This is a genomic window from Comamonas halotolerans, assembly GCF_030162935.1.
Classification (GTDB): Bacteria; Pseudomonadota; Gammaproteobacteria; order Burkholderiales; family Burkholderiaceae_C; genus Comamonas; species Comamonas halotolerans.
In genome coordinates this window covers 436,764-459,290 of the sequence record NZ_JASAUZ010000023.1, presented here as the reverse complement: position 1 = coordinate 459,290, position 22,527 = coordinate 436,764, and the positions used below count along the sequence as shown (strand labels likewise).

Here is a 22,527-nt window from a genome sequence, read left to right as displayed (position 1 = left end):
TTAAGGAAAATGCTGGGCAATTGGGGCGAACTGCCCGAGAGAAAAATTTGCTATGACATTGGTTGCGATTATTTTGGCCACCCTGGCTTCAGGTATTGGAAGCGTTTGGGTGGCTAACTTTCTTTTGAAGGTGGGTTTTGGCCGTCAACAAAGCGATCGTGCGCAACAAGGTCTGTTGAGCCTGGCTGCGGGCGCGTTGCTGGCTACAGCGTTCATGCACTTGCTGCCCGAAGCGTTCAACAGCGAGGCGAGCGCGCATGATTTGTTCATGACGCTGCTGATTGGGGTGGTGTTCTTTTTTCTGCTGACCAAGGCTGAGTTGTGGCACCACGGCCATGAGCACAGCCATGACGGGCATGAGCATCACCATGCACATTCTGAGCACTCGCACAGTCACGATCATCACGGGCAGAAGAGCAGTGGCTGGTCACTGTTGACCGGAGACAGCGTGCACTGCTTTGGTGACGGCATCTTGATTGCCTCAGCATTTGTTGCAGACATGCGCTTGGGGTTGATTGCTGCGGTTTCCGTTCTGGCGCACGAAGTGCCCCACCACATTGGTGATCTTGTGGTCCTGCGCAACAGCAAGCACCGCAACTTGGCATTGCTCAAGGTGTCTTTGGCGGGGGCTGTCACTGCATTGGGCGGTATTGCCGGCTACTTTCTGGTGGGAAATCTTGAAGAATCTTTGCCGTACTTTCTGGTCGTAGCCTCCAGTAGCTTTGTCTATGTGGCTTTGTCGGACTTGATCCCTCAGCTGCAGAAACGCTTGTCGGCCAAGGAAAGTCTGGTGCAAGTAGCTTGGCTGGTGACGGGCATTGTGCTGGTCACGGTTGTGAGTGGGCTGGCGCATGGCGGACATGCGCACTAAAACGTACCGGCTATCAAGCTAGGAAGAACAAAAAGCGGCACCCTTGAGTGCCGCTTTTTGCTGAATATTTCTTGGTTTAGGCTGTTTCTGTGTGTTGAGACTCTGCGCGGCGCAGCATGCCTTGAAGGGCCGCTCGTGCAGACGACAGCTGACGCCGTGATACCTGTAAAACATCCGACACACTATGCAGACGCAAGGCCCAGCATTCACCCTCTTCATCCGTGTAGTGTTTCTCCAGAACACGCATCTGAGAAGGGTTGACCAGGGCGTTGCGGTGGATACGTACAAACTGATCGGGAAAGCGATTTTCCAGCTCGCTCAAGGAACTATCCAGAATGTAGGTGCGTAAAGCTGTGCGCACAGTCACGTATTTTTGCTCTGCTTTGAGATAGACGATCTGGTGCAGCGGAACACGCTCTGCGCGTCCACGGTCACGAATGATCAACGCAGGCGCCGTGTCTGCATGGTTGGTCAACCCTTCCAGAGCCCTGATGCGACGTGCTTTGGCCATCGCTTGTTGCAGCCTCTCCAACCGAACCGGTTTTGTGAGGTAGTCCACTGCATCGACTTCAAAAGCGCTTGCGGCGTACATGGCATGTGCAGTGACAAAAATCACGGATGGAGGTTGTGACTGGTTGCGCAGTGTCTGGGCCAGCACCATGCCATCGAGGCCTGGCATCTGAATATCTAGCAGCACAACATCCACAGGCAATGGGCTGCGTTGGAGAAATTCTTGCGCCTGTGTGACGCTGGCAGCTTCTTCGATGATGAAGGGAGACGCAGGGTCTTCACATTCGCTCAGCAATACGCGCAAGCGGTTACGGGCCAGCAACTCATCATCCACGATCAGTACATGCATCTCTTGTCTCCGCATGGGTGGGCTGCGCACTTAACTGGAAGGTAGAGAAATACGAACTTCAAACAGACCGTCTTTTTTGCCGGCATGGAATGACGCTTGAATGTCATGCAGCAGACGCAATCGACGCTCTACATTGGCAAGTGCGATGCCTTGACCCCGAATAGTTGGAATGTTGTCTCCGAGGCGTCTCGATGAAGGAAGTGTATTGGCTACACGTAACAAAATGAAATTTTTTTGGTTCAGCTTGGCGGAGATTGTTACTTTTGTGCCTATTTCCGAGGGTTCTACCCCATGTTTGACAGCGTTCTCCACCAACGGCTGCAATAGCAGTGGAGGCAAGCGTGCATCCAGCACATCGGGGTCCAGGTCCCAGCACACTTGAAGCCGATCGCCAAAGCGGGTTTGTTCAATGTCCAGGTAGCGCTTGGCCAGTTCGATTTCTTCCTGCAAGGTGATGGTGCTGCGTGGGTCTTGCAAGGTTGCCCGAAAGAGATCACTCAGGTCTTCGAGCAGTCTTTCGGCTTTGGCAGGTTCATCGCGTACCAGTGCAATGGCGCTGTTGAGCGCATTGAATAAAAAATGCGGTCGGATGTGAGCCTGCAAAGCCGTCAACTGCGCTTTGGTTGCAGCGGGAGTGCGCCCTTCAGCGCGCAGCACCAGATAGCCCACAAGGACGGCAGCGAGCATGCCACCTGCGATGGCATTGGCCAGCCAGTGCATTTGTGCGACCTCCCCACTCATTGAAAGCATTGCGGTGGCGTAAATGCCCGCCACCACGCCGAGCGCAATACCCATCATGTATTGGTGAGGACCATCCATGCGGTGCAGAACCCGCTTGAGGCTGCAGGCCAGCAGCAGCCAGACCAGGGTGCCAGATAAGCCGCCACTGGTGAGCCATGCGGTGCGTTGCAGCCATTCCCAGGCGTTGGGGCTGGTGTAGAGGGCCGAGATAGCCAGCGTAATTTCCACGCCCAGCACGGCACGCAGCACCACACCCAAATGGCAGGCATCAAAGATCAGAACGGGGATCGTTGCACTAGGCTGAGGGGTTGTCACGCTCAAAGATTCGGCAGAAGCCGTTTGGCTCGATAAAATTTGCTGCTTGTGCATAGGGCATCCGGGTGTTCCGGGTGTCTGTCATAACTGGAAATTCTGCCCTCCCATGTCCGATAACACCACCCAGCCCTCCCATAATCAACTTGACACGAAAGCACAGGCGTGGTCTGCGTTGTTTTCTGAACCTATGAGCGATTTGGTCAAGCGTTACACCTCCAGTGTGTTCTTTGACAATCGTATGTGGAAGGCAGATATCACTGGCAGCTTGGCACATGCTGAAATGCTGGCGGCTCAGGGGGTGATTGGTCAGGACGACTTTGCAGCCATCCAGAAGGGCATGGCACAGATCAAGCAAGAAATCGAATCGGGTGCCTTTGAGTGGAAGCTCGATCTGGAAGACGTGCACCTGAATATCGAGGCACGACTGACAGCGCTGGTTGGCGATGCAGGCAAGCGCTTGCACACAGGCCGAAGCCGTAACGACCAGGTCGCCACCGATGTGCGCCTGTGGTTGCGCGACGAGATTGATCTGATTGAAGGTCTGCTCAAGGAACTGCAGCTGTCGCTGGTCGAGGTGGCGGAAAAGAATGTGGATGTGATCCTTCCAGGATTTACCCACTTGCAAGTGGCACAGCCAGTGAGCTTCGGCCACCACATGCTGGCCTATGTGGAAATGTTCAAACGCGATGCCGAGCGCATGCTGGACGTGCGCAAGCGCGTGAACGTGCTGCCTTTGGGCTCGGCTGCGCTGGCAGGCACCACCTATCCTTTGGACCGTGAACGCGTGGCCAAGACGTTGGGTATGGACGGCGTGTGCCAGAACTCGCTGGACGGCGTTTCCGACCGCGACTTCGCCATCGAATTCACGGCGGCAGCTTCTTTGTGCATGGTGCACATCTCGCGTCTGTCGGAAGAGTTGATCGTGTGGATGAGCCAGAACTTTGGCTTTATCAAGATTGCCGATCGCTTCACCACCGGCTCGTCCATCATGCCGCAGAAGAAGAACCCGGACGTGCCAGAACTGGCACGCGGCAAGACCGGCCGTGTCGTCGGTCATCTGATGGGCCTGATCACCTTGATGAAGGGTCAGCCGCTGGCCTATAACAAGGACAATCAGGAAGACAAGGAGCCTTTGTTCGACACCGTGGATACGCTGAAGGACACGCTGCGCATTTTTGCGGAAATGATCGGTGGTCAGCTCAATCCGGTGACCGGTGCCAAGGAAGGCGGCATTACCGTGAATGCCGCCAACATGCGTGCCGCAGCATTGAAGGGTTATGCGACGGCCACCGATTTGGCGGACTATCTGGTCAAGAAGGGCTTGCCTTTCCGTGATGCGCATGAAACCGTGGCCCATGCTGTGAAGCTGGCCTCGCAAAAGGGTGTGGATCTGAGCGAGTTGCCGCTGGAGGAACTGCAGACGTTCAACCCCAATGTGCAGGCGGATGTGTTTGAGGTGCTGAGTCTGGAAGGTTCACTCAAGGCGCGCAACACATTGGGCGGTACCGCGCCAGCGCAAGTGCGCCTGCAACTGGCCAAGCATCGCGCACGACTGGCCTAAATAATAAGGAAAACCGCCCGAAAGGGCAGGCCACCGCCAAAGGGACGCTTCAAGCGTCCCTTTTTTGTGCCGATCTGAATGCAGAAGATGGGATGCATATCAAATTCAGATGTTTTTTTAATATTTCTCAGGTTTTTGTCAGATAGGCTGGCAGATGGCCGTGTATGGCTTTTTCTATTTTCATTACTGGAGAAATTTGTGACCCACGCTTCTCGTCGTCGATTCCTTGCCCAAACTGCCACTCAGGCAGCAGTGCTGGCAACCGCCAGCGTGGCAGGCTGGCGCTGGTCGTGGGCGGCGGATCGACCTGTCCGGATTTTGGTGGGATTCCCTCCCGGCGGAGGTACCGATGTGATCGCACGTTTGCTGCAAGAGCCACTCAGCCAGCGTCTGGGCCGCACAGTCATCATTGAAAACAAGCCGGGCGCCGGAGGTCAGATTGCGGCACAGCTGCTCAAGGCATCGCCTGCCGACGGCACCACGCTGTTTCTGACGCATGACCATAGCATTTCGATCTTGCCGCAAGTGGTGCGTCATGCGGGCTTTGATCCTGCCCAGGACTTTGAGCCTGTGGGTGGTTTCGCATCGTTTGTGAATACGTTTGCAGTGTCTGGCCTGCACCCAGCCAAGACCTTTCAGGAGTATCTGGACTGGGTGCGTAAAGCGGAGCAAGGGCGCAGCGCTGTGGGTATTCCGGCGCCGGCATCAACGCCTGAGTTCTTGGTCAAGCAGCTGGCACAGCGCTATGAACTGGATTTGATTTCCGCGCCTTACAAGGGCAGCGCTCCCATGATTAGCGATATGCTGGGACGGCAAATTGAAGCGGGTATCGGTTCAGTACAAGACTTTGTGCACTATCACAAGGAGGGCAAGTTGCGCGTGCTGGCCGTGCTCGGAGGGCGGCGGCAGCCGTTATTGCCCGAAGTGCCGACATTCAGCGAGCTGGGCATGAAAGGGCTGGAGGATATGCCGTACTACGGCGTTTACGCGCCTAAAGGCGTGCCTGCAGCGTTCACCCAACACTTTTCCCTTGCTTTGGCACTGAGTGTGCAAGAGCCGCATATTCGTCAGCAGCTCGAGGCCATTGGTCTGGTGGTGGATGCCATGACACCCACGCAGCTATTGCAGCGTGAGCGAGCGTATACCAACGTCTGGAAGCGCATCATTGCTGAAAGCGGTTTCAAGCCGCAGTAATCGCAAGATTTTTCTATCTGAAAGCCACAGCCAGTGCTGTGGCTTTTTTTTGTTGCTTAACGTAAATGCTGCAATGTCTGATGAAGCGTTTGCAAGGCGAGATGCTAGGCTACATGGCATTCAAAGACTAAAACAATAGGAACAGCTCATGCGTTCGAATACTTTGTGGGGGCTCATTGCTGTGGGAGCGAGCTTGAGCGGGGCAGCCCATGCGATCTCCATCACCCAGATAACCCCGAAGGGCAGTGTCAATGAAGTGCAACAGGTGGTGGTGCAGACCTCGGTTGATGCGGTGCGTTTGGGCAATTCGCAGGTGCCAGCACCAGTGAGGGTGCAGTGCAGCCCGACGCAAACGGGGCAAGGTCGCTGGAATAATGCGCGTGAGTGGGTCTGGCAGTTCAACCAGACGGTCACAGCGGGCACCCGTTGCACGATAGAGCCTGACAAGGCCTTCAAATCACCATCCGGTGCAGCCTTTACAGGCCTTGTGAGCACGCAGTTTGAAGTGGCTGGGCCGAGCATTGTGCAGACGTGGCCATCCACCTATGAGCCTGTGGATGAAGCGCAGACCTTTGTGCTGCAGCTCAATGGCGCCGCAACCCCGGAAAGTCTTCAGCAGCATGTGCACTGCCGTGCAGAAGGTGTGGGGGAACGCATTCCTGTGCGCTTGCTGGATACCTCGAAAACCCGAGCGGTGCTCCAGGCACTGGAGATTTCCAAGCAGGGTCATTACGTTGCTTTGGAGTGCAATCGCCGTTTGACAGCGGGCAGCAGCATGCAGCTGGTGTATGGTGCGGGCGTGCAAATGGCCAATGGGGTGGCAAACAAGAATGCCAACACCCTGGATTTCACCGTGCGTGAGGCATTCAATGCTGAGCTGCAATGCCAGCGCGAGCGTGCCAATGCTGGTTGTTTACCGATTCGTGATGTGCTGCTGTCGTTCAGTGCTCCGGTCTCAGAAGCGCAAGCCAGGCAGGTGCAGCTGGTGTTGGACGGCAAAAAAATTCAGCCAGTGCTGGATAAGGAATCCAAAGACAGTTTCACCGAGGTGCGTTTTGCAGCGCCCTTCGAACCCTTGGGCAAGTACCAGGTGGTGTTTCCCGAAAATTTCCAGGATGACGCTGGTCGGCCACTGGTGAATGCCAGCGCATTCCCGATGTCAGTGGTGATGGGGGACACGCCACCGCTGCTGAAATTTGCGGCAGCACCTTTCGGTGTGCTGGAGCGCTTTGCGGAGGGCGAGGACGAGCCTGCGATTCTGCCGGTGACGGTGCGCAAGGTGGAAGCCATGGATGCCGCCGCCGGTGGCGCTGGTGCGCAACTGCGCCATTTGCGCTTGAGCAGCGATGCGGACATCATTCGCTGGTGGGACTTGGTACAGCGCTATGACCGGGGATGGATGAGCCGCAAAGATGCGCGACGCGATCTCAAGTCTGCCCTGCCCAAACCTCTGGATGACGACGAGCACTCCATAGCTCCGCGTACGGTCTCACTGCTGCAAGGTCAGCAGGGTGTGCAGGCCGTGCAATTGCCCAAGGCCAAAGAAGGTGACCCACGCCCGTTTGAGGTGGTAGGCATTCCGCTCAAAGAGCCAGGTTTCCACGTGCTGGAGGCTGAGTCTCCACGTCTGGGCTCGGCCCTGCTGGATGAACGCCTGGGCGCACAGCGCAGCATGTTTGTGCGTACCTCTGCACTGGTGACCAATTTGGCGGTGCATCTGAAGCTGGGCCGTGAAGGCTCGGCAGTGTGGGTGACCTCACTGGACAAGGGCAAACCTGTTGCGGGGGCCAAGGTCCAAGTGTCGGATTGTCGAGGCGCAGTGCATGCATCGGGTATGACCGATGCGCAAGGGGTGCTGCAATTGCCAGCGTTGGGAACTGAAATTCCGCGTTGCAACAGCCACGAGGCCAGCGGCCAGTGGTTTGTCAGCGCACGCCATAGTGACAAAGGGGTGGAGGATCTGGCCTTTGTCTGGAGTGACTGGCAGCGAGGCATTGAGCCGTGGCGCTTCAATCTGCCCATGGCCTGGAATCAGGGACCGGAACTGGTCGCTCACACCGTGTTTGATCGCAATCTGGTGCGTGCTGGCGAGACGGTGTCCATGAAACACTTTGTGCGCAATCAGACATTGCAAGGCCTGGCGCTGCCCAAAGAGTGGCCGGTCGAGCAGGTGATCACCCATGTGGGCAGTGGGCAGCAATACAAACAGGCGCTGCAATGGCGCAATACGCAAAACGGTGGCCGTAATGCTGCAAGCAGCTTTGCTGTGCCTGCAGCGGCCAAGCTGGGCTTGTATACCGTGGAGCTGCGTTGGTCGGAGCGAGCTGAAGGTGGGCAGCGCGTGCTGCAATCGGGTGAATTCAGGGTGGAAGCCTTTCGTTTGCCGGTGTTCCAAGGCAGTGTGCACCCTGTGAGCCAGGCGGCGCTGGTGCAGCCCACAACTGTGCCAGTGGCCGTGAATCTGAACTTCATCAACGGTGGCGCGGCGAATGGGCATCAGGTGCAGGTGAGTGCCTTGTTGCGTGAGCGCAGTGTGCACTTTGACCGCTGGGCGGGCTACAGCTTCAGCGCGCCGCGCGCGCAGGGCGAGGCTGACCACGAAAGTGAAGACGAGCACAGCGACGGAGCCCGTTTGGTGGCGGACAAGCTGGCCCTGACCTTGGACAAGCAAGGCCAGGGCCAGATCGAGCTGCCTGCGCTGCAGAAGGTGAAGGAGCCGCAGAGCCTGGTGCTGGAGGCCAGCTTTGCTGACCCGAATGGCGAGATACAGACCCTGCGCAGCACCCACAGCGTGTGGCCTGCTGCAGTGCTGGCAGGTATTCGCACCGAGGGCTGGATGGCCGTGGGCCGCAAGATGCGTATGCAGGCTGTGGCGGTGGATGCACAAGGCAATCCACAAGCCGGAGTGCCGCTGAAGGTGCAGGCGGTGCAACACACCACAACCACCACGCGCAAGCGTCTGGTGGGAGGTTTCTACAGTTATGACAACCAGCGCAACAGCAAAAAACTAGGCGAGGTGTGCAGTGGCAAGAGCGACGCACGCGGCCTGCTGCTGTGTGAGGTACAGGTGGTCGAAGCTGGAGAGGTGGAGCTGATTGTCTCGGCAGAAGATGCGCAAGGCCATACCGCGCAAGCGGCAGACACTGTCTGGGTGACGGGACAGGGTGAACTGTGGTTTGGAGGGCAAGACCATGACCGCATGGACGTGCTGGCGGAAAAGACAGCATACGCTCCTGGCGAAACTGCCAAACTCCAAGTGCGCATGCCTTTCCGCGAAGCGACCGCGCTGGTGAGTGTGGAGCGCGAAGGTGTGCTGCACACCGAGGTGGTGCAACTGCAGGGCAAGGATCCGAGCATAGAGCTGCCCGTGCAAGCGGGCTGGGGGCCCAATGTGTATGTCAGCGTGCTGGCTTTGCGCGGGCGTCTGTATGAGGTGCCGTGGTACAGCTTTTTCACCTGGGGCTACAAGGCACCACGCCAGTGGTGGAATGCCTTCTGGCATGGTGGCAAGGAGTATGTGGCGCCCACGGCCATGGTGGATTTGAGCAAGCCTTCTTTCCGCCTGGGTGTGGCTGAGCTGCAGGTGCAAGATCGTTCGAACCAGCTGAATGTGGCGGTGCAGGCCGACAAGAGCGGCTACAAAATTCGTGAAACAGCCAAGGTCACTGTCCGGGCGACTTTGCCGGATGGAAAACCTGCCGCACATGCCGAAGTGGCCTTGGCTGCGGTGGACAAAGCCTTGCTGGAGCTGTCTCCTAACCGTAGCTGGGATTTGCGTGCGGCCATGTGGCAGCGCCGTAACTGGGCAGTGGAAACTGCCACTGCTCAGATGGAGGTGGTAGGACGTCGTCACTATGGACGCAAAGCCGCAGCCCCTGGTGGTGGCGGTGGACAAGGTGCGCCAACGCGCGAACTGCTGGACACGCTGCTGCTGTGGCAGTCTGCCGTACAACTGGATGCTCAAGGCCAGGCGGTTGTGGAGGTGCCCCTCAATGATGCGCTGACCAGTTTTTCCATTGTGGTGATCGCTGATGATGGCGTGCAACGCTTTGGCACAGGCAGTGTGGACATACGCACCAGCCAGGATTTGCAAGTAATCAGTGGTTTGCCTCCCGTGGTGCGCGAGGGGGACAAGTTCCGCGCCATGGTCACCGTGCGCAACAGCACCGAGCAGGCCATGCAGGTGAAGCTGCAGCCCAGGGCCGAAGGTGCAAGCTTGGCTGCTCAGACCGTGGAGGTTCCAGCGCAAGAGGCGCGCGAAGTGGCATGGGATGTGACGGTGCCCAACAGCTTGAACCAAGCGGTGCAGGCGCAATGGCAGTGGCAGCTGGAGGCTGAAGATACCAAGTCCGGGGCCAAAGACAACCTGACATTCAGCCAGCGCTTGCTGCCAGCCGTCCCATTGGGGGTACAGCAAGCGACCATCCAGCAAATCGATGGTCACTGGGAGCAGGCATTGAGCTGGCCGGAGAGCGCAGTGCCAGGCAAGGGCGGCGTCAGGTTGTCGTTCAGTGACAAGCTGGCTGACAAGGAGGAAGGCGTTCCCGGACTGCGTGACTGGTGGGCCGCGTATCCGTATGCCTGTCTGGAGCAGACTGTCGGCAAGGCCATTGGTCTGGGCGACGAAGCGCTATGGCAGCGCACCATGGCGCAATTGCCCACGTATCTGGACGACGATGGTCTGGCCATGTACTTCCCGCCACAAGACCATCGCCGTGCACAAGGCAGTGACACATTGACTGCACATTTGCTGGCGGTTCACCACAGCTTGCAGTCGGTGGATAAGCGCATGCAACTGCCTGCGGCAGAAAAGACGCGCATGGAGTCGGGGTTGATTGCTTTTGTGGAAGGTCGCCTGGAGCGGAAGTTCTGGAGTCCGCGCAAGGACCTGGATGTGCGCAAGCTCGCAGCGATTGCGGCGCTGGCCCGCAGTGGCAAGGCACGGCCCGCCATGCTGGAGAGCATCAGCATTGCGCCGCAGGAGTGGCCCACACATGCGTTGATCGACTGGCTCAGCATCTTGCAGCAGATGCCGCAAGTACCAGACCACGCGGCGCGACAGGAGGAAGCGCTGCAGCAGTTGAAGACCCGCCTGTCTTACCAAGGCAGCCAAGTCAGTTTCAGCACCGAAGCCCAGGACAACTGGTGGTGGCTGATGCAAAGCGTGGATGTGAATGTGGCCCGCTTGTTGCTGACCACCATGAATGATCCAGCCTGGGATGCCGAGCGCACGCGTTTGGTAACAGGTTTGCTGGCACGCCAGAAGCAGGGCTCCTGGAGCACAACCACTGCCAATACCTGGGCAGGTCTGGCATTGCGCCAGTTCTCGCAGCGTTATGAGCGCGAAGAAGTGACGGGCAACACCACCGCATTGCTGGGATCTGCAACGCAAACAGTGCACTGGAATGAAGCTGCTGCGCAAGAGTCCTCCGCAGCCTTGCCCGTCGGTAGCGCCGCACCTTCTCAGACGGGGGATCGAAGCTTGTTTCTGCCCTGGGGGGAGCGCCGCATGGGGCAGTTGAGCGTGCAGCACCGTGGAACGGGCAAACCCTGGGTCGGACTGCAGTCGATTGCGGCAGTGCCACGCACGCAGCCCATGAACGCCGGTTATGTGGTCAAGAAGACCGTCACCGCAGTTCAAGGTGCGAACAGCCAGAGCTGGAAGCGTGGCGATGTGGTGCGCGTGCGTTTGCAACTGCAAGCCAGCGCTGACATGACCTGGGTGGCTCTCAGCGACCCGATTCCCGCGGGCGCTACCATTTTGGGCAGCGGTCTGGGGCGTGATTCCGAGATCGCACAGCAGGGCGAAGGTCAGCACAGCGAAGGTGTCTGGCCTGCATTTGTGGAGCGTGGGCAAGACAGCTATCGTGTGTATTGGGACTATCTGCCTAAGGGCGATGCGGTAGTGGAGTACACCATGCGCCTGAACAATGCTGGTGACTTTGCACTGCCGCCTACTCGTGCGCAAGCCTTGTATGCGCCCGAAATGTTCGGCGAGTTGCCCAACGCACGCTGGCAGGTGGCACAACCCTGAAACGCGTTCATCCCTGCGGGCATAGCCCCGCAGAGATTGGAGCGTATTGGGGGATGGGACGCTGGAGGATCGAACTCCAGACAAGAAAAAGCTTTCAGAGCACGGCGTCTCTGAAAGCTTTTTTCAGGCTCCTGTCAGCCCTGCAGACAATCAGCAGGGCCAGGAGGCCATGCGGTAGGCACTATCCCAGAACATCCATTCCAGGCGCGCTGCATCGGTATAGGCGGCATGCATTTCTGACAGCGTCTGGGCATCGGCCTTGGCCGCCACTGCGTCGACAGTGTGGCGTACAGCACGCACATGCGCGTGGAATTCGTCCCCGCCGTAGGTGTCAATCCAGCTTTGGTAGGGGTTATCAGGCACGCTGTGCTTTTGCAGGTCCACCCCGACTTCTGCGTAAATCCAGAAGCAGGGCAGCAAGGCAGCCAGCGCAACAGGATATGGGCGGCTCCATGCCACAGATTGCAGAAAGTGACAGTAATGGTGGCAGGTGGGGGTGAGCGGTGTGGACTGGAAAATTTCAGGCGTGACTGCAAAATCCCGCATGAAACCGTGGTGCAACGCTCGCTCTGCGACGACTGCTTCTTGCGCAGCGGCGGCAAATTGCACGACACCTTCCGCGTCATTGGCCTTGCCCGCCGCCACAGCCAAAGCACGGCCAAAAGCGACCAGGTAATGGGCATCCTGAATCATGTAGTGCTGAAACACATCGCGCGGCAAGCTGCCGTTGGCCAAAGCCTGATTGAACGGTAGAGCGACAGTGGCATTAAAGAGTGGCAAATTGCTTTGCCAAGCTTGGTCACAGAACTTCATGGTTAGAACAGAAAAAAATGTCAAAAAATTCTCTGATGAGAGCGAAGGCTTCTACAGTGCTAAAAGACGCGCTATGTTTACGCCAGCGTCAGAATGGCCTGACACGATGAACCCCATAAAGCATATAGAGAGTTTTTCATGCGCTTGGTGACTTGGAATACGCAATGGTGTTGCGGTTTAGATGGACAAGTGCGTCCAGAACGAATAGTGCAAACCCTTGAGGCAATGGGGGAGAGCGACGTGCTATGCCTGCAGGAAGTTGCTATCCATTATCCGCAACTGCGCGGAGGCCCTGGGAATCAGTTGGCCCAGCTGCAAGCGCTCTTGCCGGAGTGGACGATCTTGTATGGAGCTGCAGTGCATGAGTGGACGGCTGCAGGTGAACAGCAGTTCGGCAATTTGATTGCCACGCGTTTGCCGGTGTTGCAGGTGCAGCACTATCCACTGCCGTATCCGGCAGACCACAATGTCCGCTCCATGCCGCGCATGTGTACAGCGGTGACGGTGCAGGACCCCACTTTGGGGCCTGTGCGTGTGATGACCACACATTTGGAGTACTACTCCAAACGCCAGCGCATGGCCCAGGCGCGTTATCTGCGGCGCATGCATTTTGAGGCTTTGTCACAGGTATTCGCGTCGCCACCAGCTGTACAAGATGGATCACCTTTTCAGAGCAAGCCGCATACCGCGCACTCGGTGTTGTGCGGTGACTTCAACCTTGAGCCGCATGAGATGGAATATGCAGCCTTGAGTTCGCCGGCTGCGGTGATTGAATGTCTGGAAGCGGGATGGCCAGAAGGGGTGGTGAATGCCCGCTGGAATGATGCGTGGCGTGTTTTAAATCCAGATCTGCCGCAGCCCGATACCTTCCGTTTGTTTGACCGGCAGTTTGGCTCAGAGCCCGGAGCTTGCGATTTTGTCTGGGTCAGTGACAGCTTGCGCACTCATGTGCGCAGCTTTACGGTTGATCAGCAGACCCAGGCCTCAGACCATCAGCCTGTGCGCGTGGTGATTGATTAAAGCAGTTCAGGCGTTGCGCGATGGCTTTTCGACAATGGGCGCTGCTAGGTGCTTTGTGCTTGCCGCTGTGCAGCTGGGCAATGCCCAGCCCCCAGGAGGTGCGCAGCAGCTTTCTGCCCTCGGAGACCTATATTCTTTCGCGCGAGGGCGAGGTATTGCAGCGCATGCGCACCGATATGCAAGTGCGTCGTGGCGCCTGGGTGGAACTGAGCGATGTCTCCCCCGCCTTGCGGCTGGCCTTGCTGGTCAGCGAAGATCAGCGTTTTTATGCCCATAGTGGCGTGGACTGGAAAGCGGTCTCCGCTGCGGCCTGGGGCAACCTATGGAACAGCAAAACCCGGGGGGCCAGCACCATCACCATGCAGTTGGCAGGTCTGTTGGACGAGGACTGGCGTTCCAGCAATCGGGGGCGCAGCATGGGACAAAAGCTGGGGCAGGCATTGGCTGCCACACAGCTTGAGCGCCGCTGGCGCAAAGACCAGATCCTGGAGGCCTATCTCAACCTTCTGCCGTTTCGTGGGGAGTTGGTGGGTATCGACGCGCTGAGTCGAACCTTGTTTGGCAAGGCTGCCCATGGGCTTGATGAAGTGGAATCAGCCATTACGGCAGCCTTGGTACGTGGGCCAAATGCCAGCGTGGCCGTGGTGTCTCAGCGTGCATGCGGTGTTTGGCAGGAGCTGGTAAAGCAGCGGATGGTATCCACCAACACCGAATGCACAGCCGTGCAATGGCGCACCGAGCAGGCTTTGCGTGCCCGTCTGTGGCCAGCCAGTGAAGGTTTGGCATCGCACTGGGCGCAGCGGGCATGGGCGGCTTTCGATAAAACGCAGCCTGTGCCTGCGCAAGGCATTTTCACCACGTTGAACGCCCAGGCTCAGCATCTGGCGGTGGAGAGCCTGCAGCGCCATTTGCGCGAGCTGCAAGGCCGCAATGTGCAAGATGGTGCTGCCGTGGTGCTGGACAATCAAAGTGGTGAGGTGCTGGCTTGGGTGGGTTCTTCAGGTGCCTTGAGCCAGGCAGGTGAAGTGGATGGCGTGCTGGCTTGGCGTCAGCCGGGATCCACGCTCAAACCGTTTTTGTACGCACAGGCATTGGATGAAAAACGTTTGACGGCGGCATCGCTGCTGGAAGACTCTTCTGCGCAGATTGCAACCACTTCTGGCCTATATGTTCCGCAAAACTACGACCGCAGATTCAAAGGCTGGGTGTCGGTTCGCATGGCTTTGGCCGCATCTTTGAACGTACCAGCCGTACGCACCCTGGTGATGGTCACGCCGGATGCTTTTTTTCAGCAACTGCGCCAGCTGGGTATGCCCTTGCGTGAAAACGCTGGCTTTTATGGCTATAGCCTGGCATTGGGCAGCGCAGAAGTGCCTTTGCTGCACTTGACGAATGCTTATCGGGCGCTGGCCAATGGGGGCAAATTTTCTGCTGTGGCGCCAGCACTGAAAGGGCAGGTCAACGTCACGCAACCCGTTCAAGTGCTGTCTGCCCAGAGCGCATTTGTGATTGGCGACATCCTGTCCGACGCGCAGGCACGGGCAAGCACCTTCGGCCTGGACAGCGTGCTGGGAACCCGTTTCTGGACGGCGGTTAAAACCGGTACCAGCAAGGACATGCGTGATAACTGGGCGGTGGGGTGGTCGCAGCGCTACACCGTGGGTGTCTGGGTTGGCAATGCCTCGGGCGAGGCCATGCACAGTGTCAGTGGCAGCAGTGGCGCGGCGCCGATCTGGGCGGACATCATGGCAGGCTTGCATGCCAGCAAACCGAGTAGAGCCCCCCAGGCCCCCTCCGGTCTGGTACGGCAAAACGTCACGTTTGTACCGGCAAGTGCCGGGCGCAGCCTGGAGCCTTCGCGCCAGGAGTGGTTTATTGCTGGAACGGAGCAGTCGCAGTTTCAGGAGCCTGCAGTGCCGGATGCTCGGCGTACGCCCAGCATCAGGGCGCGCATTCTTGCACCCACAGAGGGCACTATATTGGCGCTTGACCCAGATATTCCACCTCAGCAGCAAAAACTGCAACTGCAGGCATCAAGACCTGATGTGCGGTGGTTTTTGGGTGCGCAAGTGTTGGGACAGGGGGCGCAACTGCAGTGGTCGCCGTGGCCGGGGCGTTATGTGCTGCAGCTCAAAGACCTTAGGGGCCAATTGCTCGATGAAGTCAGTCTGGAAGTCCGCGGTGCAGGCGTGAAGACTCCTTAGCACGCGTATTGATCTAGCGCTGATTGAGGCTGGATAGGGATTCGTAGAATGCTTGGCTGACCTGCTAAGCCTATGACTTACCGATTATTTTCTCGCCGCGTGACCTGGCTGGCATTGATTGTCTCGCTGGGTATCGGTGCGTTGTTTGCGCACAGCATGTGGTCGATGCGTCAGGAACACTGGAGTGCGCAGTTGCGTACCAATGGCAATCTCAGCAGTACTTTGGCCAAGGGGCTGGAGTGGTCGTTGGAGGCAGTGGACCTGTCATTGCAACACACCGCGATTGCTCTCAACGAGGCAAATGTATTGGAAGCAGAACCTGATCAGCTTTCAAATCATTCTGTGCTGGAAGCTTTATGGCGCGATATTGAGGCCAACAATTTACTGGTACTTGATAGTCAGGGGCGAGCGTTGTCTCGCACGAAAGGTGTTCAACGCCTGGGCAAATCATTTGCCAACCATGATTTCTTTCAGGCATTTTTTCTGGATCAGTATCCGGGTGTTTTTATTGGAGCTCCCACGCAGGACTTGTATCCCGGCGAGTATGTGCTACCGATAGCGCGTGCAGTGCGTGGAAAATTCGGTCTGCTCAGCGGCGTGGTGGTCGGTGTGCTGCACATGCACTCCATCAATGCCTGGCTTGCATCTATGGATTTAGGCGAAAACAGTGGTGTGAATGTTATCCGAGAGGATGGCTTGATTCTCACGCGCTTCCCATATCAGCCATCAGCCATACACAACAGCTTGGCGGGATCCAGTAATTTGGCTCGTTTTGTAGCTTCGCCACAGGGCAACTTTGTTGGCATAGCAGTGATTGATGGGGTGCAACGCCTGTATACGCACAATCGGGTTGGGCATTTCCCTGTGGTGGTGAATGTGGCACAGGCCACGCGCACCATTTTTCAGGCATGGCGCCGAAATGTCTGGCAGCTTGGGGCATTCGCCAGCTTGCTGATGCTTGGATGTTTTGGCTTGTCTGTTCTGTTTGCACGGGAGCTTTCTCGGCGAGAAGCCACCGAGGTTGACCTATTCGCAGAAAAAGAACGCATGCGCCTGACCTTGCAGGCTATTGGCGATGCCGTGGTGTGCACCGATCCCAAGGGCAATATCACTTACCTCAATCCTGTGGCACGGCAGATTACCGGCATCGAGATGTGGGAGGTGGAAAACCATCCCGTTGAAGTCTTGCAGGCTATGCCTTATGCCATGAAGCAAGGTCCGGACTCTTCACCATTGCGTCGGGTTCTGCAGCAGGGCAAGGCAGTGGATCGCGAGCGCACCACGCTGATGCACCGAGGCAGCGGTGAGTTGCTGGAGATGGAGGAGTCTGCCAGCTTGGTCAAAGCTTTCGATGGCACGGTTCTGGGTGCTGTGGCTGTGCTGCGCGATGTGACTTCATCGGTGGCTCATGAGGAACATATGAAGCGCCTAGCCTTTCACGATACGCTGACAGGCCTGCCCAACCGCCAGTTGCTGCAAGATCGTGCGCAGCAAGCCATGGCGCATAGCAAGCGTAGCGGTGACATCATGGCCGTGTTGTATCTGGACCTGGATGGTTTCAAGCAAATCAATGACACCCATGGACACCAGGCAGGAGATGCGGCCCTGATCCATGCTGCAAAAGCGCTGCAGAGCAGCGTGCGCGAAAGCGATACGGTATGCCGTCTTGGGGGAGATGAGTTTGTCCTTTTGTTGTGTGAGATCCCTTCTCGTGCACATCTTCAAACCATTGCAAGGAAGGTGTTGAAAGCGTGTGCGCAGCCATTTATGTGGCAAGACAAAGCGTATGTGTTGCACATCAGTGGTGGCATGGCTCTGTACCCCGAGCAAGCGACGCAGTGGGGTGCGTTGCTGCACTGTGCGGACACTGCCATGTACGTTGCCAAGCAGGCGGGGAAACGACAGATTCGCCTCTTCCATGATGGGGCTGAGGCATCACTTTTGGCGAAGGCAGAAAGCGCTGCTGGCTTTGATATGGCTGCTGTCGGTGCAGGGGCGCGTTAAATTTCAAGCAAGCGCAAAATACATTCACGCAGCCAGCATCTTGGGCGCACTACGATATGCGCTGTTATCGAATAAGTGAGGGCTGAGCCGTGGCAGACTTGTCAAAAATTACCTGTATTGAAGACCTGCGCGTGATTGCCAAGCGACGTGTTCCGCGTATGTTCTACGACTATGCCGATTCGGGGTCCTATACGCAGAGTACTTATCGCGCCAACGAAGAGGCATTTCAAAAGATCAAGTTGCGCCAGCGTGTTGCCGTGAATATGGAAGGGCGCAGCACACGCACCACCATGATTGGTCAGGATGTGGCGATGCCTGTGGCGATTGCGCCAACGGGACTGACGGGGATGCAGCATGCCGACGGTGAGATTCTGGCGGCGAAGGCGGCAAAGGCCTTCGGCATACCTTTCACACTGTCGACCATGAGCATCTGCTCTCTGGAAGACATTGCAGTGCACACGGATCGCCACCCGTTTTGGTTCCAGCTCTATGTGATGCGCGACAAAGGCTTTATGGAACGCCTGATTGACCGTGCCAAAGCGGCCAATTGCTCTGCATTGCAGCTGACCTTGGATTTGCAAATCCTGGGTCAACGGCACAAAGACATTAAAAATGGCTTGTCCACGCCACCCAAGCCTACGTTGGCAAATCTGATGAACCTGGCGACAAAGCCCCGCTGGTGCCTGGGCATGCTGGGCACCCAGCGTCGCAGCTTTGGCAATATTGTGGGGCACGTGGATGGTGTGGCGGATATGTCATCGCTGTCTTCTTGGACAGCAGACCAGTTTGACCCTACTTTGAACTGGGGCGATGTCGAGTGGATCAAAAAGCGATGGGGCGGCAAGCTGATCCTGAAGGGTCTGATGGATGCAGAAGATGCCCGTCTTGCAGTGCAAAGTGGTGCAGATGCGCTGGTGGTGAGCAACCATGGAGGTCGCCAACTTGATGGCGCGCCGTCGTCCATCGAGGCATTGCCCAGCATGGTCGAAGCTGCTGGAAAAGGGATTGAGGTGTGGATGGATGGCGGTATCCGCAGTGGCCAGGATGTACTCAAGGCGCGAGCACTGGGTGCTCAAGGCACGCTGATTGGCCGCAGCTTCTTGTATGGTCTGGGCGCTTTTGGTCAAGAGGGTGTGAGCAAGGCGCTGAGCATCATTCACAAGGAGCTGGACACCACGATGGCGTTCTGTGGGCACACCAACATCAACAATGTGGGCAAGGAAATACTGTTGCCCGGAACCTATCCCCAGCCTTTTCCTGAAGTGTGACAGCTTCTGCAGCATGTGTATGTCTTTGTAAGAGCGAAACAGCAGGCAAGCGAGGGCGTGGACGTCCTACAGGTATCGCGCACGGATTATTCCTAAATGGCGTGTAGCACTTCCCGTCTTCGGGAGGACTGCAACCTATTGCAAAGGAGTAGCGACATGCTGGATACCTTGATTCGTGAAATCAGCGCCCGCTGGGGCTTGGGTGAGCAAGGACGTTCTTTGGTGCAGATGCTGGTGGCTTACATCAGCAATCCAGCAGCAGGTGGCCTGAGCGGTTTTCTGGAGAAGTTCCGCAATGCTGGCTGGGGAGGTATGGCCAACAGCTGGGTCGATAACCAGGCTGTTCCAGAGTCGCCGACTACCGCTCAGCTGGAGAGTGTGTTGGGCGGCAGCTCGGGTTTGTTGCAGCAAATCAGCAATCGCTTGGGCTTGTCCTACGACAAGGTCAGCGGTGTGGTGGCGGGTGTGTTGCCATCGCTGGTGCAACGGATGACACCTGACGGACACGTCCCTGCCACTTTGCCTGCGGAATTCGCAGCCCTGGCCAACGAGGGCAAGGCATTGCTTGGGCTGGGGGCTGGCGCCGCCACCGCAGGCGCCGCCCATCTTGGTGCACAGCGCACGGCAGCGGCCGCAGCAACGGCTAGCGATGTTTCCAGCAGCAGTGGTGGTTTGGGGAAATGGCTGCCGTGGTTGATCGCAGCCTTGGTGGCGATTTTGGGTATCAGTTATTGCACTCAGAACAAATCACCTGAGGCGACCTCCACCAGCAGTGCACCCATGCCTGCGCCCACACCTGCACCAGTGGCTCCAGAGCCAGCCCCTGCTGTGACTTCTCCTTCCAATGAAACTGTGGCTCCGGCTCCTGTGGTGCCCCCGGCAAGCAGCATGGGTGAAAGCGGTGCGACAGCTGCAGTGCCCGAAGGTGCTGGTGTCATTGATGAGATGGTCAACGACATGCCGGTGCTGCGGGTGTTCTTTGATACGGGAAGCACGGCGGTAGCGCCTGCATTTGCGGACAAGGCGCAAGCCATGGTGGCCTATCTGCAGTCGCATCCCGGTGTAAAAGCGATCATCTCGGGGTTCAATGATCCGACAGGCGATCCTGCTAAAAACGCGGAATTGTCCAAACAACGCGCGCAAGCAGTGAAGGCTGCACTGGAAGCTGCTGGCGTGCCGCCTGACAGCGCTGTTCTGGAAAAGCCTGCAGAGACGACGGATACCGGAGCCAACAATGCGGCATCACGCCGTGTGGATGTGATGCTGCGCCGCTAAGTTCCCGCGTTCCCCCCGCAGAAAAGCCCGATGTTCTGCCATCGGGCTTTTTTATTGCAGCCATTCATGGGCGAAGGGGCTCACATCGCCAGCCAGCGCGGGCTCCTTCGCCAATCAGCGCGAGACGGCAGATCAGCTGCGCCGTAAGCTGCGCCCTCATGACTGAATCGATTGTTTCTTGGTCTTGGCTGTGGGTGCCCTTTACCTTGTTTGCGGCGTTAGCCCAAACCATACGCAATACAGCCCAGCGCTCGTTGACCCAGCAGCTGGGTACTTTGCCCGCCACCTTGGTGCGTTTTGTCTATGGCTTGCCTTTTGCGGCAGTGTTTGTGGCGCTGTTGTACATATTGCCTGCGCAGCCACCAGCACTTCCGCAGTTCAGTGCAGCCTACGTTGGCTGGATTGGTTTAGGCGCTTTTTTCCAAGTGGCAGCTACGGCGGCTTTGTTGCTTGCCATGAAAGAGCGCAACTTTGCGGTGGCCGTGACGCTGTCCAAAACAGAGATTCTGCAAGTGGCCTTGTTTGCTGCCGTGTTCTTGAAAGAACTGCCTTCGGCGCTGGCACTGTCAGCCATGGTGATTGCCACCATTGGCGTGCTGCTGCTGTCGCTGCCGCAGCGTGGTCAGATATTGTCGTTGCGGGCATGGTTCAGCAAGTCTGCTTTGTATGGACTCATTTGTGGTGCATGTTTTGCGATTGCCGTGATTGGCTTTCGTGGTGGCGCTTTGGAGTTGAACGCTGAAACTCCCTGGCTGTCTGGTGGATGGGGCGTTCTGTTGGCCCAAACGTTGCAAAGTATTTTTCTGGGGGCGTGGGTAGCCTTTAAAACTCCGCAGGGCATCATGCCGATTGTGCGTGCCTGGCGCGCTTCACTGCTAGCTGGCTCCATGGGGGCTGCAGCATCCCTGGCCTGGTTTACCGCATACGCCATGCAAAGTGCGGCAGCCGTGCGCACGCTGGGAATGGTGGAGGTGGTTTTCAGCTATCTGGTCTCACGCCGCTTGTTCAGCGAAAACTTCAGTACCGCTGAAAAACTGGGGATGGGCTTGATGGTGCTGGGACTTGTGCTGATCTGCATGCAGGGTGCCTAGCGCTTCTTTCACAATAGTGGGGTGACTGCCACTGATCTGCCCCGCCGCATTGCCCATCTTGATATGGATGCATTTTTCGCGTCTGTGGAGTTGCTGCGCTATCCGCAGCTCAAAGGCTTGCCGGTGGTGATCGGCGGCAGCCGGCATACGCAGCAGCATGAAGATGCGCTGATCGCGCAGTGGGGCGCCCTTGAACAGGTACCTGTCGAAGCGTTTGCGCGCCTGGGGTCCTATGTGGGGCGTGGCGTGATCACCACTGCCACCTATGCGGCGCGCCAGTTTGGCGTGGGGTCGGCAATGGGCATGATGAAAGCCGCACGGCTGTGCCCGCAAGCCATCTTGCTGCCCATTGACTTTGCGCGCTATCGCCAGTATTCGCGCTGGTTTAAAGAGGTGATTGTGTCCGTGGCGCCGCTGATGGAAGACCGTGGCGTGGACGAGGTGTATATCGATTTCACGCATGTCGAAGGCGGACAGGAAGAGGGCGGGCGTTTGCTGGCTACCAGGCTACAACAAGCCATCTTTCTCAAAACCGGTCTGACATGTTCGGTGGGCGTGGCTCCCAACAAGTTGCTGGCCAAAATGGCCAGTGAGTTCAATAAGCCGAACGGCGTCTCGGTAGTGCAGCCGCAAGATCTGCAAACACTGATCTGGCCATTGGCTTGTCGCAAGATCAATGGCATCGGTCCTAAGGCGGGGGCCAAGTTGCAAGCCTTGGGCATTGTCACCATTGGTGAGCTTGCGCAGCAAAGCCGCGCCTGGCTGGTTCAGCACTTTGGAAAGTCCTATGGAGCTTGGTTGCATGCGGCTGCACAAGGGATCGACGATCGACCGGTGGTGACCGAGAGTGAACCAGTAAGCATGAGCCGTGAAACCACGTTTGAGCATGATCTGCATGCCGTGCAGGACAAAGCACAACTGGGGGCCATCTTCACGCGCTTGTGTGAGCGTGTGGCAGAAGACCTGCAGCGCAAAGGCTATGCCGGACGCACGATTGGTATCAAGCTGCGCTATGCAAACTTCAAAAGTGTCACGAGGGAGATCACCGTGGAGGCTTTTATCCAGGATGCGCACACGATCCGTGCCGTGGCCGGACAGTGCTTGAAGCGGGTGTCTTTGGAGCAGAGTATTCGATTGTTGGGCGTGCGTGTCGGTGGCCTGGTGCATTGGGATGCGGAACAAGGCAGGCCGATTGGAGAGTTACCTCCGAGCCCACGCAAAAGCAATCACGGTGATGAGTGGACCTTGCCGCTGTTTTGAATGCCCCTGATGACGGT

General features: G+C 57.5%; 14 protein-coding genes. 11 read left to right on the top strand and 3 right to left on the bottom strand.

Annotated elements, in window-relative coordinates:
- Window positions 1–52: 52 nt before the first annotated feature.
- Window positions 53–871 (top strand): ZIP family metal transporter, encoded by an 819-nt coding sequence (locus tag QEP11_RS12710; RefSeq protein ID WP_284337001.1) that lies wholly within the window; start codon window positions 53–55, stop codon window positions 869–871.
- Between the two features lie 76 nt (window positions 872–947).
- On the opposite strand, the gene QEP11_RS12705 is transcribed toward QEP11_RS12710, so the two are convergent.
- Together QEP11_RS12705 and QEP11_RS12700 are read right to left on the bottom strand one after the other, a co-directional pair.
- Window positions 948–1,730 (bottom strand): LytR/AlgR family response regulator transcription factor, encoded by a 783-nt coding sequence (locus tag QEP11_RS12705; RefSeq protein WP_284337000.1) that lies wholly within the window; start codon window positions 1,728–1,730, stop codon window positions 948–950.
- A 30-nt stretch (window positions 1,731–1,760) separates the two neighbouring features.
- Window positions 1,761–2,786 carry a sensor histidine kinase gene (locus tag QEP11_RS12700; RefSeq protein ID WP_284336999.1) on the bottom strand — a complete coding sequence of 342 codons (1,026 nt, stop codon included), beginning with the start codon at window positions 2,784–2,786 and terminating at the stop codon, window positions 1,761–1,763.
- Window positions 2,787–2,892: 106 nt separating this feature from the next.
- On the opposite strand from QEP11_RS12700, the gene argH reads away from it, so the two are divergent.
- The 3 genes from argH (at window position 2,893) to QEP11_RS12685 (ending at window position 11,575) form a co-directional block, all read left to right on the top strand.
- Entirely contained in the window at window positions 2,893–4,347 is a 1,455-nt protein-coding gene (gene argH, locus QEP11_RS12695) for an argininosuccinate lyase (RefSeq protein ID WP_284336998.1), read from the top strand.
- Between the two features lie 198 nt (window positions 4,348–4,545).
- Window positions 4,546–5,541: a Bug family tripartite tricarboxylate transporter substrate binding protein gene (locus tag QEP11_RS12690; protein ID WP_413788726.1), complete on the top strand. Its 996-nt coding sequence runs from the start codon at window positions 4,546–4,548 to the stop codon at window positions 5,539–5,541.
- Window positions 5,542–5,689: 148 nt separating this feature from the next.
- Window positions 5,690–11,575 (top strand): alpha-2-macroglobulin family protein, encoded by a 5,886-nt coding sequence (locus QEP11_RS12685; RefSeq protein WP_284336997.1) that lies wholly within the window; start codon window positions 5,690–5,692, stop codon window positions 11,573–11,575.
- Between the two features lie 150 nt (window positions 11,576–11,725).
- Here the strand turns inward: QEP11_RS12685 and tenA are convergent, their stop codons facing one another.
- Window positions 11,726–12,388, bottom strand: a complete 663-nt coding sequence (tenA, locus tag QEP11_RS12680; protein WP_284336996.1) for a thiaminase II — start codon at window positions 12,386–12,388, stop codon at window positions 11,726–11,728.
- Between the two features lie 138 nt (window positions 12,389–12,526).
- Here tenA and QEP11_RS12675 point away from each other — a divergent pair, with 138 nt between their 5' ends.
- From QEP11_RS12675 to dinB, 7 genes are all read left to right on the top strand, one after another.
- The gene (locus QEP11_RS12675) at window positions 12,527–13,408 is read left to right on the top strand and encodes an endonuclease/exonuclease/phosphatase family protein (protein WP_284336995.1); all 882 of its coding nucleotides are present in this window, start codon (window positions 12,527–12,529) and stop codon (window positions 13,406–13,408) included.
- A 20-nt stretch (window positions 13,409–13,428) separates the two neighbouring features.
- Window positions 13,429–15,612 carry a penicillin-binding protein 1C gene (gene pbpC, locus QEP11_RS12670; RefSeq protein WP_284336994.1) on the top strand — a complete coding sequence of 728 codons (2,184 nt, stop codon included), beginning with the start codon at window positions 13,429–13,431 and terminating at the stop codon, window positions 15,610–15,612.
- Between the two features lie 72 nt (window positions 15,613–15,684).
- Window positions 15,685–17,616, top strand: a complete 1,932-nt coding sequence (locus tag QEP11_RS12665) for a sensor domain-containing diguanylate cyclase (RefSeq protein ID WP_284336993.1) — start codon at window positions 15,685–15,687, stop codon at window positions 17,614–17,616.
- Between the two features lie 89 nt (window positions 17,617–17,705).
- The gene (locus QEP11_RS12660) at window positions 17,706–18,884 is read left to right on the top strand and encodes an alpha-hydroxy acid oxidase (RefSeq protein ID WP_284336992.1); all 1,179 of its coding nucleotides are present in this window, start codon (window positions 17,706–17,708) and stop codon (window positions 18,882–18,884) included.
- Between the two features lie 156 nt (window positions 18,885–19,040).
- Window positions 19,041–20,159, top strand: a complete 1,119-nt coding sequence (locus QEP11_RS12655; protein ID WP_284336991.1) for a YidB family protein — start codon at window positions 19,041–19,043, stop codon at window positions 20,157–20,159.
- Window positions 20,160–20,317: 158 nt separating this feature from the next.
- On the top strand, window positions 20,318–21,250 hold the full coding sequence (locus tag QEP11_RS12650) for a DMT family transporter (RefSeq protein WP_284336990.1): 933 nt from the start codon (window positions 20,318–20,320) through the stop codon (window positions 21,248–21,250).
- 63 nt (window positions 21,251–21,313) lie between these two features.
- Window positions 21,314–22,510: a DNA polymerase IV gene (gene dinB / locus QEP11_RS12645; protein WP_284337042.1), complete on the top strand. Its 1,197-nt coding sequence runs from the start codon at window positions 21,314–21,316 to the stop codon at window positions 22,508–22,510.
- The last annotated feature ends 17 nt before the right edge of the window (window positions 22,511–22,527 follow it).

What these genes read in the sequence shown, in the direction of transcription:
- pbpC (WP_284336994.1), top strand. Translation starts at nt 13,429, where the DNA reads ATGGCTTTTCGACAATGGGCGCTGCTAGGTGCTTTGTGCTTGCCGCTG.
- QEP11_RS12685 (WP_284336997.1), top strand. Translation starts at nt 5,690, where the DNA reads ATGCGTTCGAATACTTTGTGGGGGCTCATTGCTGTGGGAGCGAGCTTG.
- tenA (WP_284336996.1), bottom strand. Translation starts at nt 12,388, where the DNA reads ATGAAGTTCTGTGACCAAGCTTGGCAAAGCAATTTGCCACTCTTTAAT.
- QEP11_RS12705 (WP_284337000.1), bottom strand. Translation starts at nt 1,730, where the DNA reads ATGCATGTACTGATCGTGGATGATGAGTTGCTGGCCCGTAACCGCTTG.
- QEP11_RS12710 (WP_284337001.1), top strand. Translation starts at nt 53, where the DNA reads ATGACATTGGTTGCGATTATTTTGGCCACCCTGGCTTCAGGTATTGGA.
- argH (WP_284336998.1), top strand. Translation starts at nt 2,893, where the DNA reads ATGTCCGATAACACCACCCAGCCCTCCCATAATCAACTTGACACGAAA.
- QEP11_RS12655 (WP_284336991.1), top strand. Translation starts at nt 19,041, where the DNA reads ATGCTGGATACCTTGATTCGTGAAATCAGCGCCCGCTGGGGCTTGGGT.
- QEP11_RS12675 (WP_284336995.1), top strand. Translation starts at nt 12,527, where the DNA reads ATGCGCTTGGTGACTTGGAATACGCAATGGTGTTGCGGTTTAGATGGA.
- QEP11_RS12650 (WP_284336990.1), top strand. Translation starts at nt 20,318, where the DNA reads ATGACTGAATCGATTGTTTCTTGGTCTTGGCTGTGGGTGCCCTTTACC.
- dinB (WP_284337042.1), top strand. Translation starts at nt 21,314, where the DNA reads ATGGATGCATTTTTCGCGTCTGTGGAGTTGCTGCGCTATCCGCAGCTC.
- QEP11_RS12665 (WP_284336993.1), top strand. Translation starts at nt 15,685, where the DNA reads ATGACTTACCGATTATTTTCTCGCCGCGTGACCTGGCTGGCATTGATT.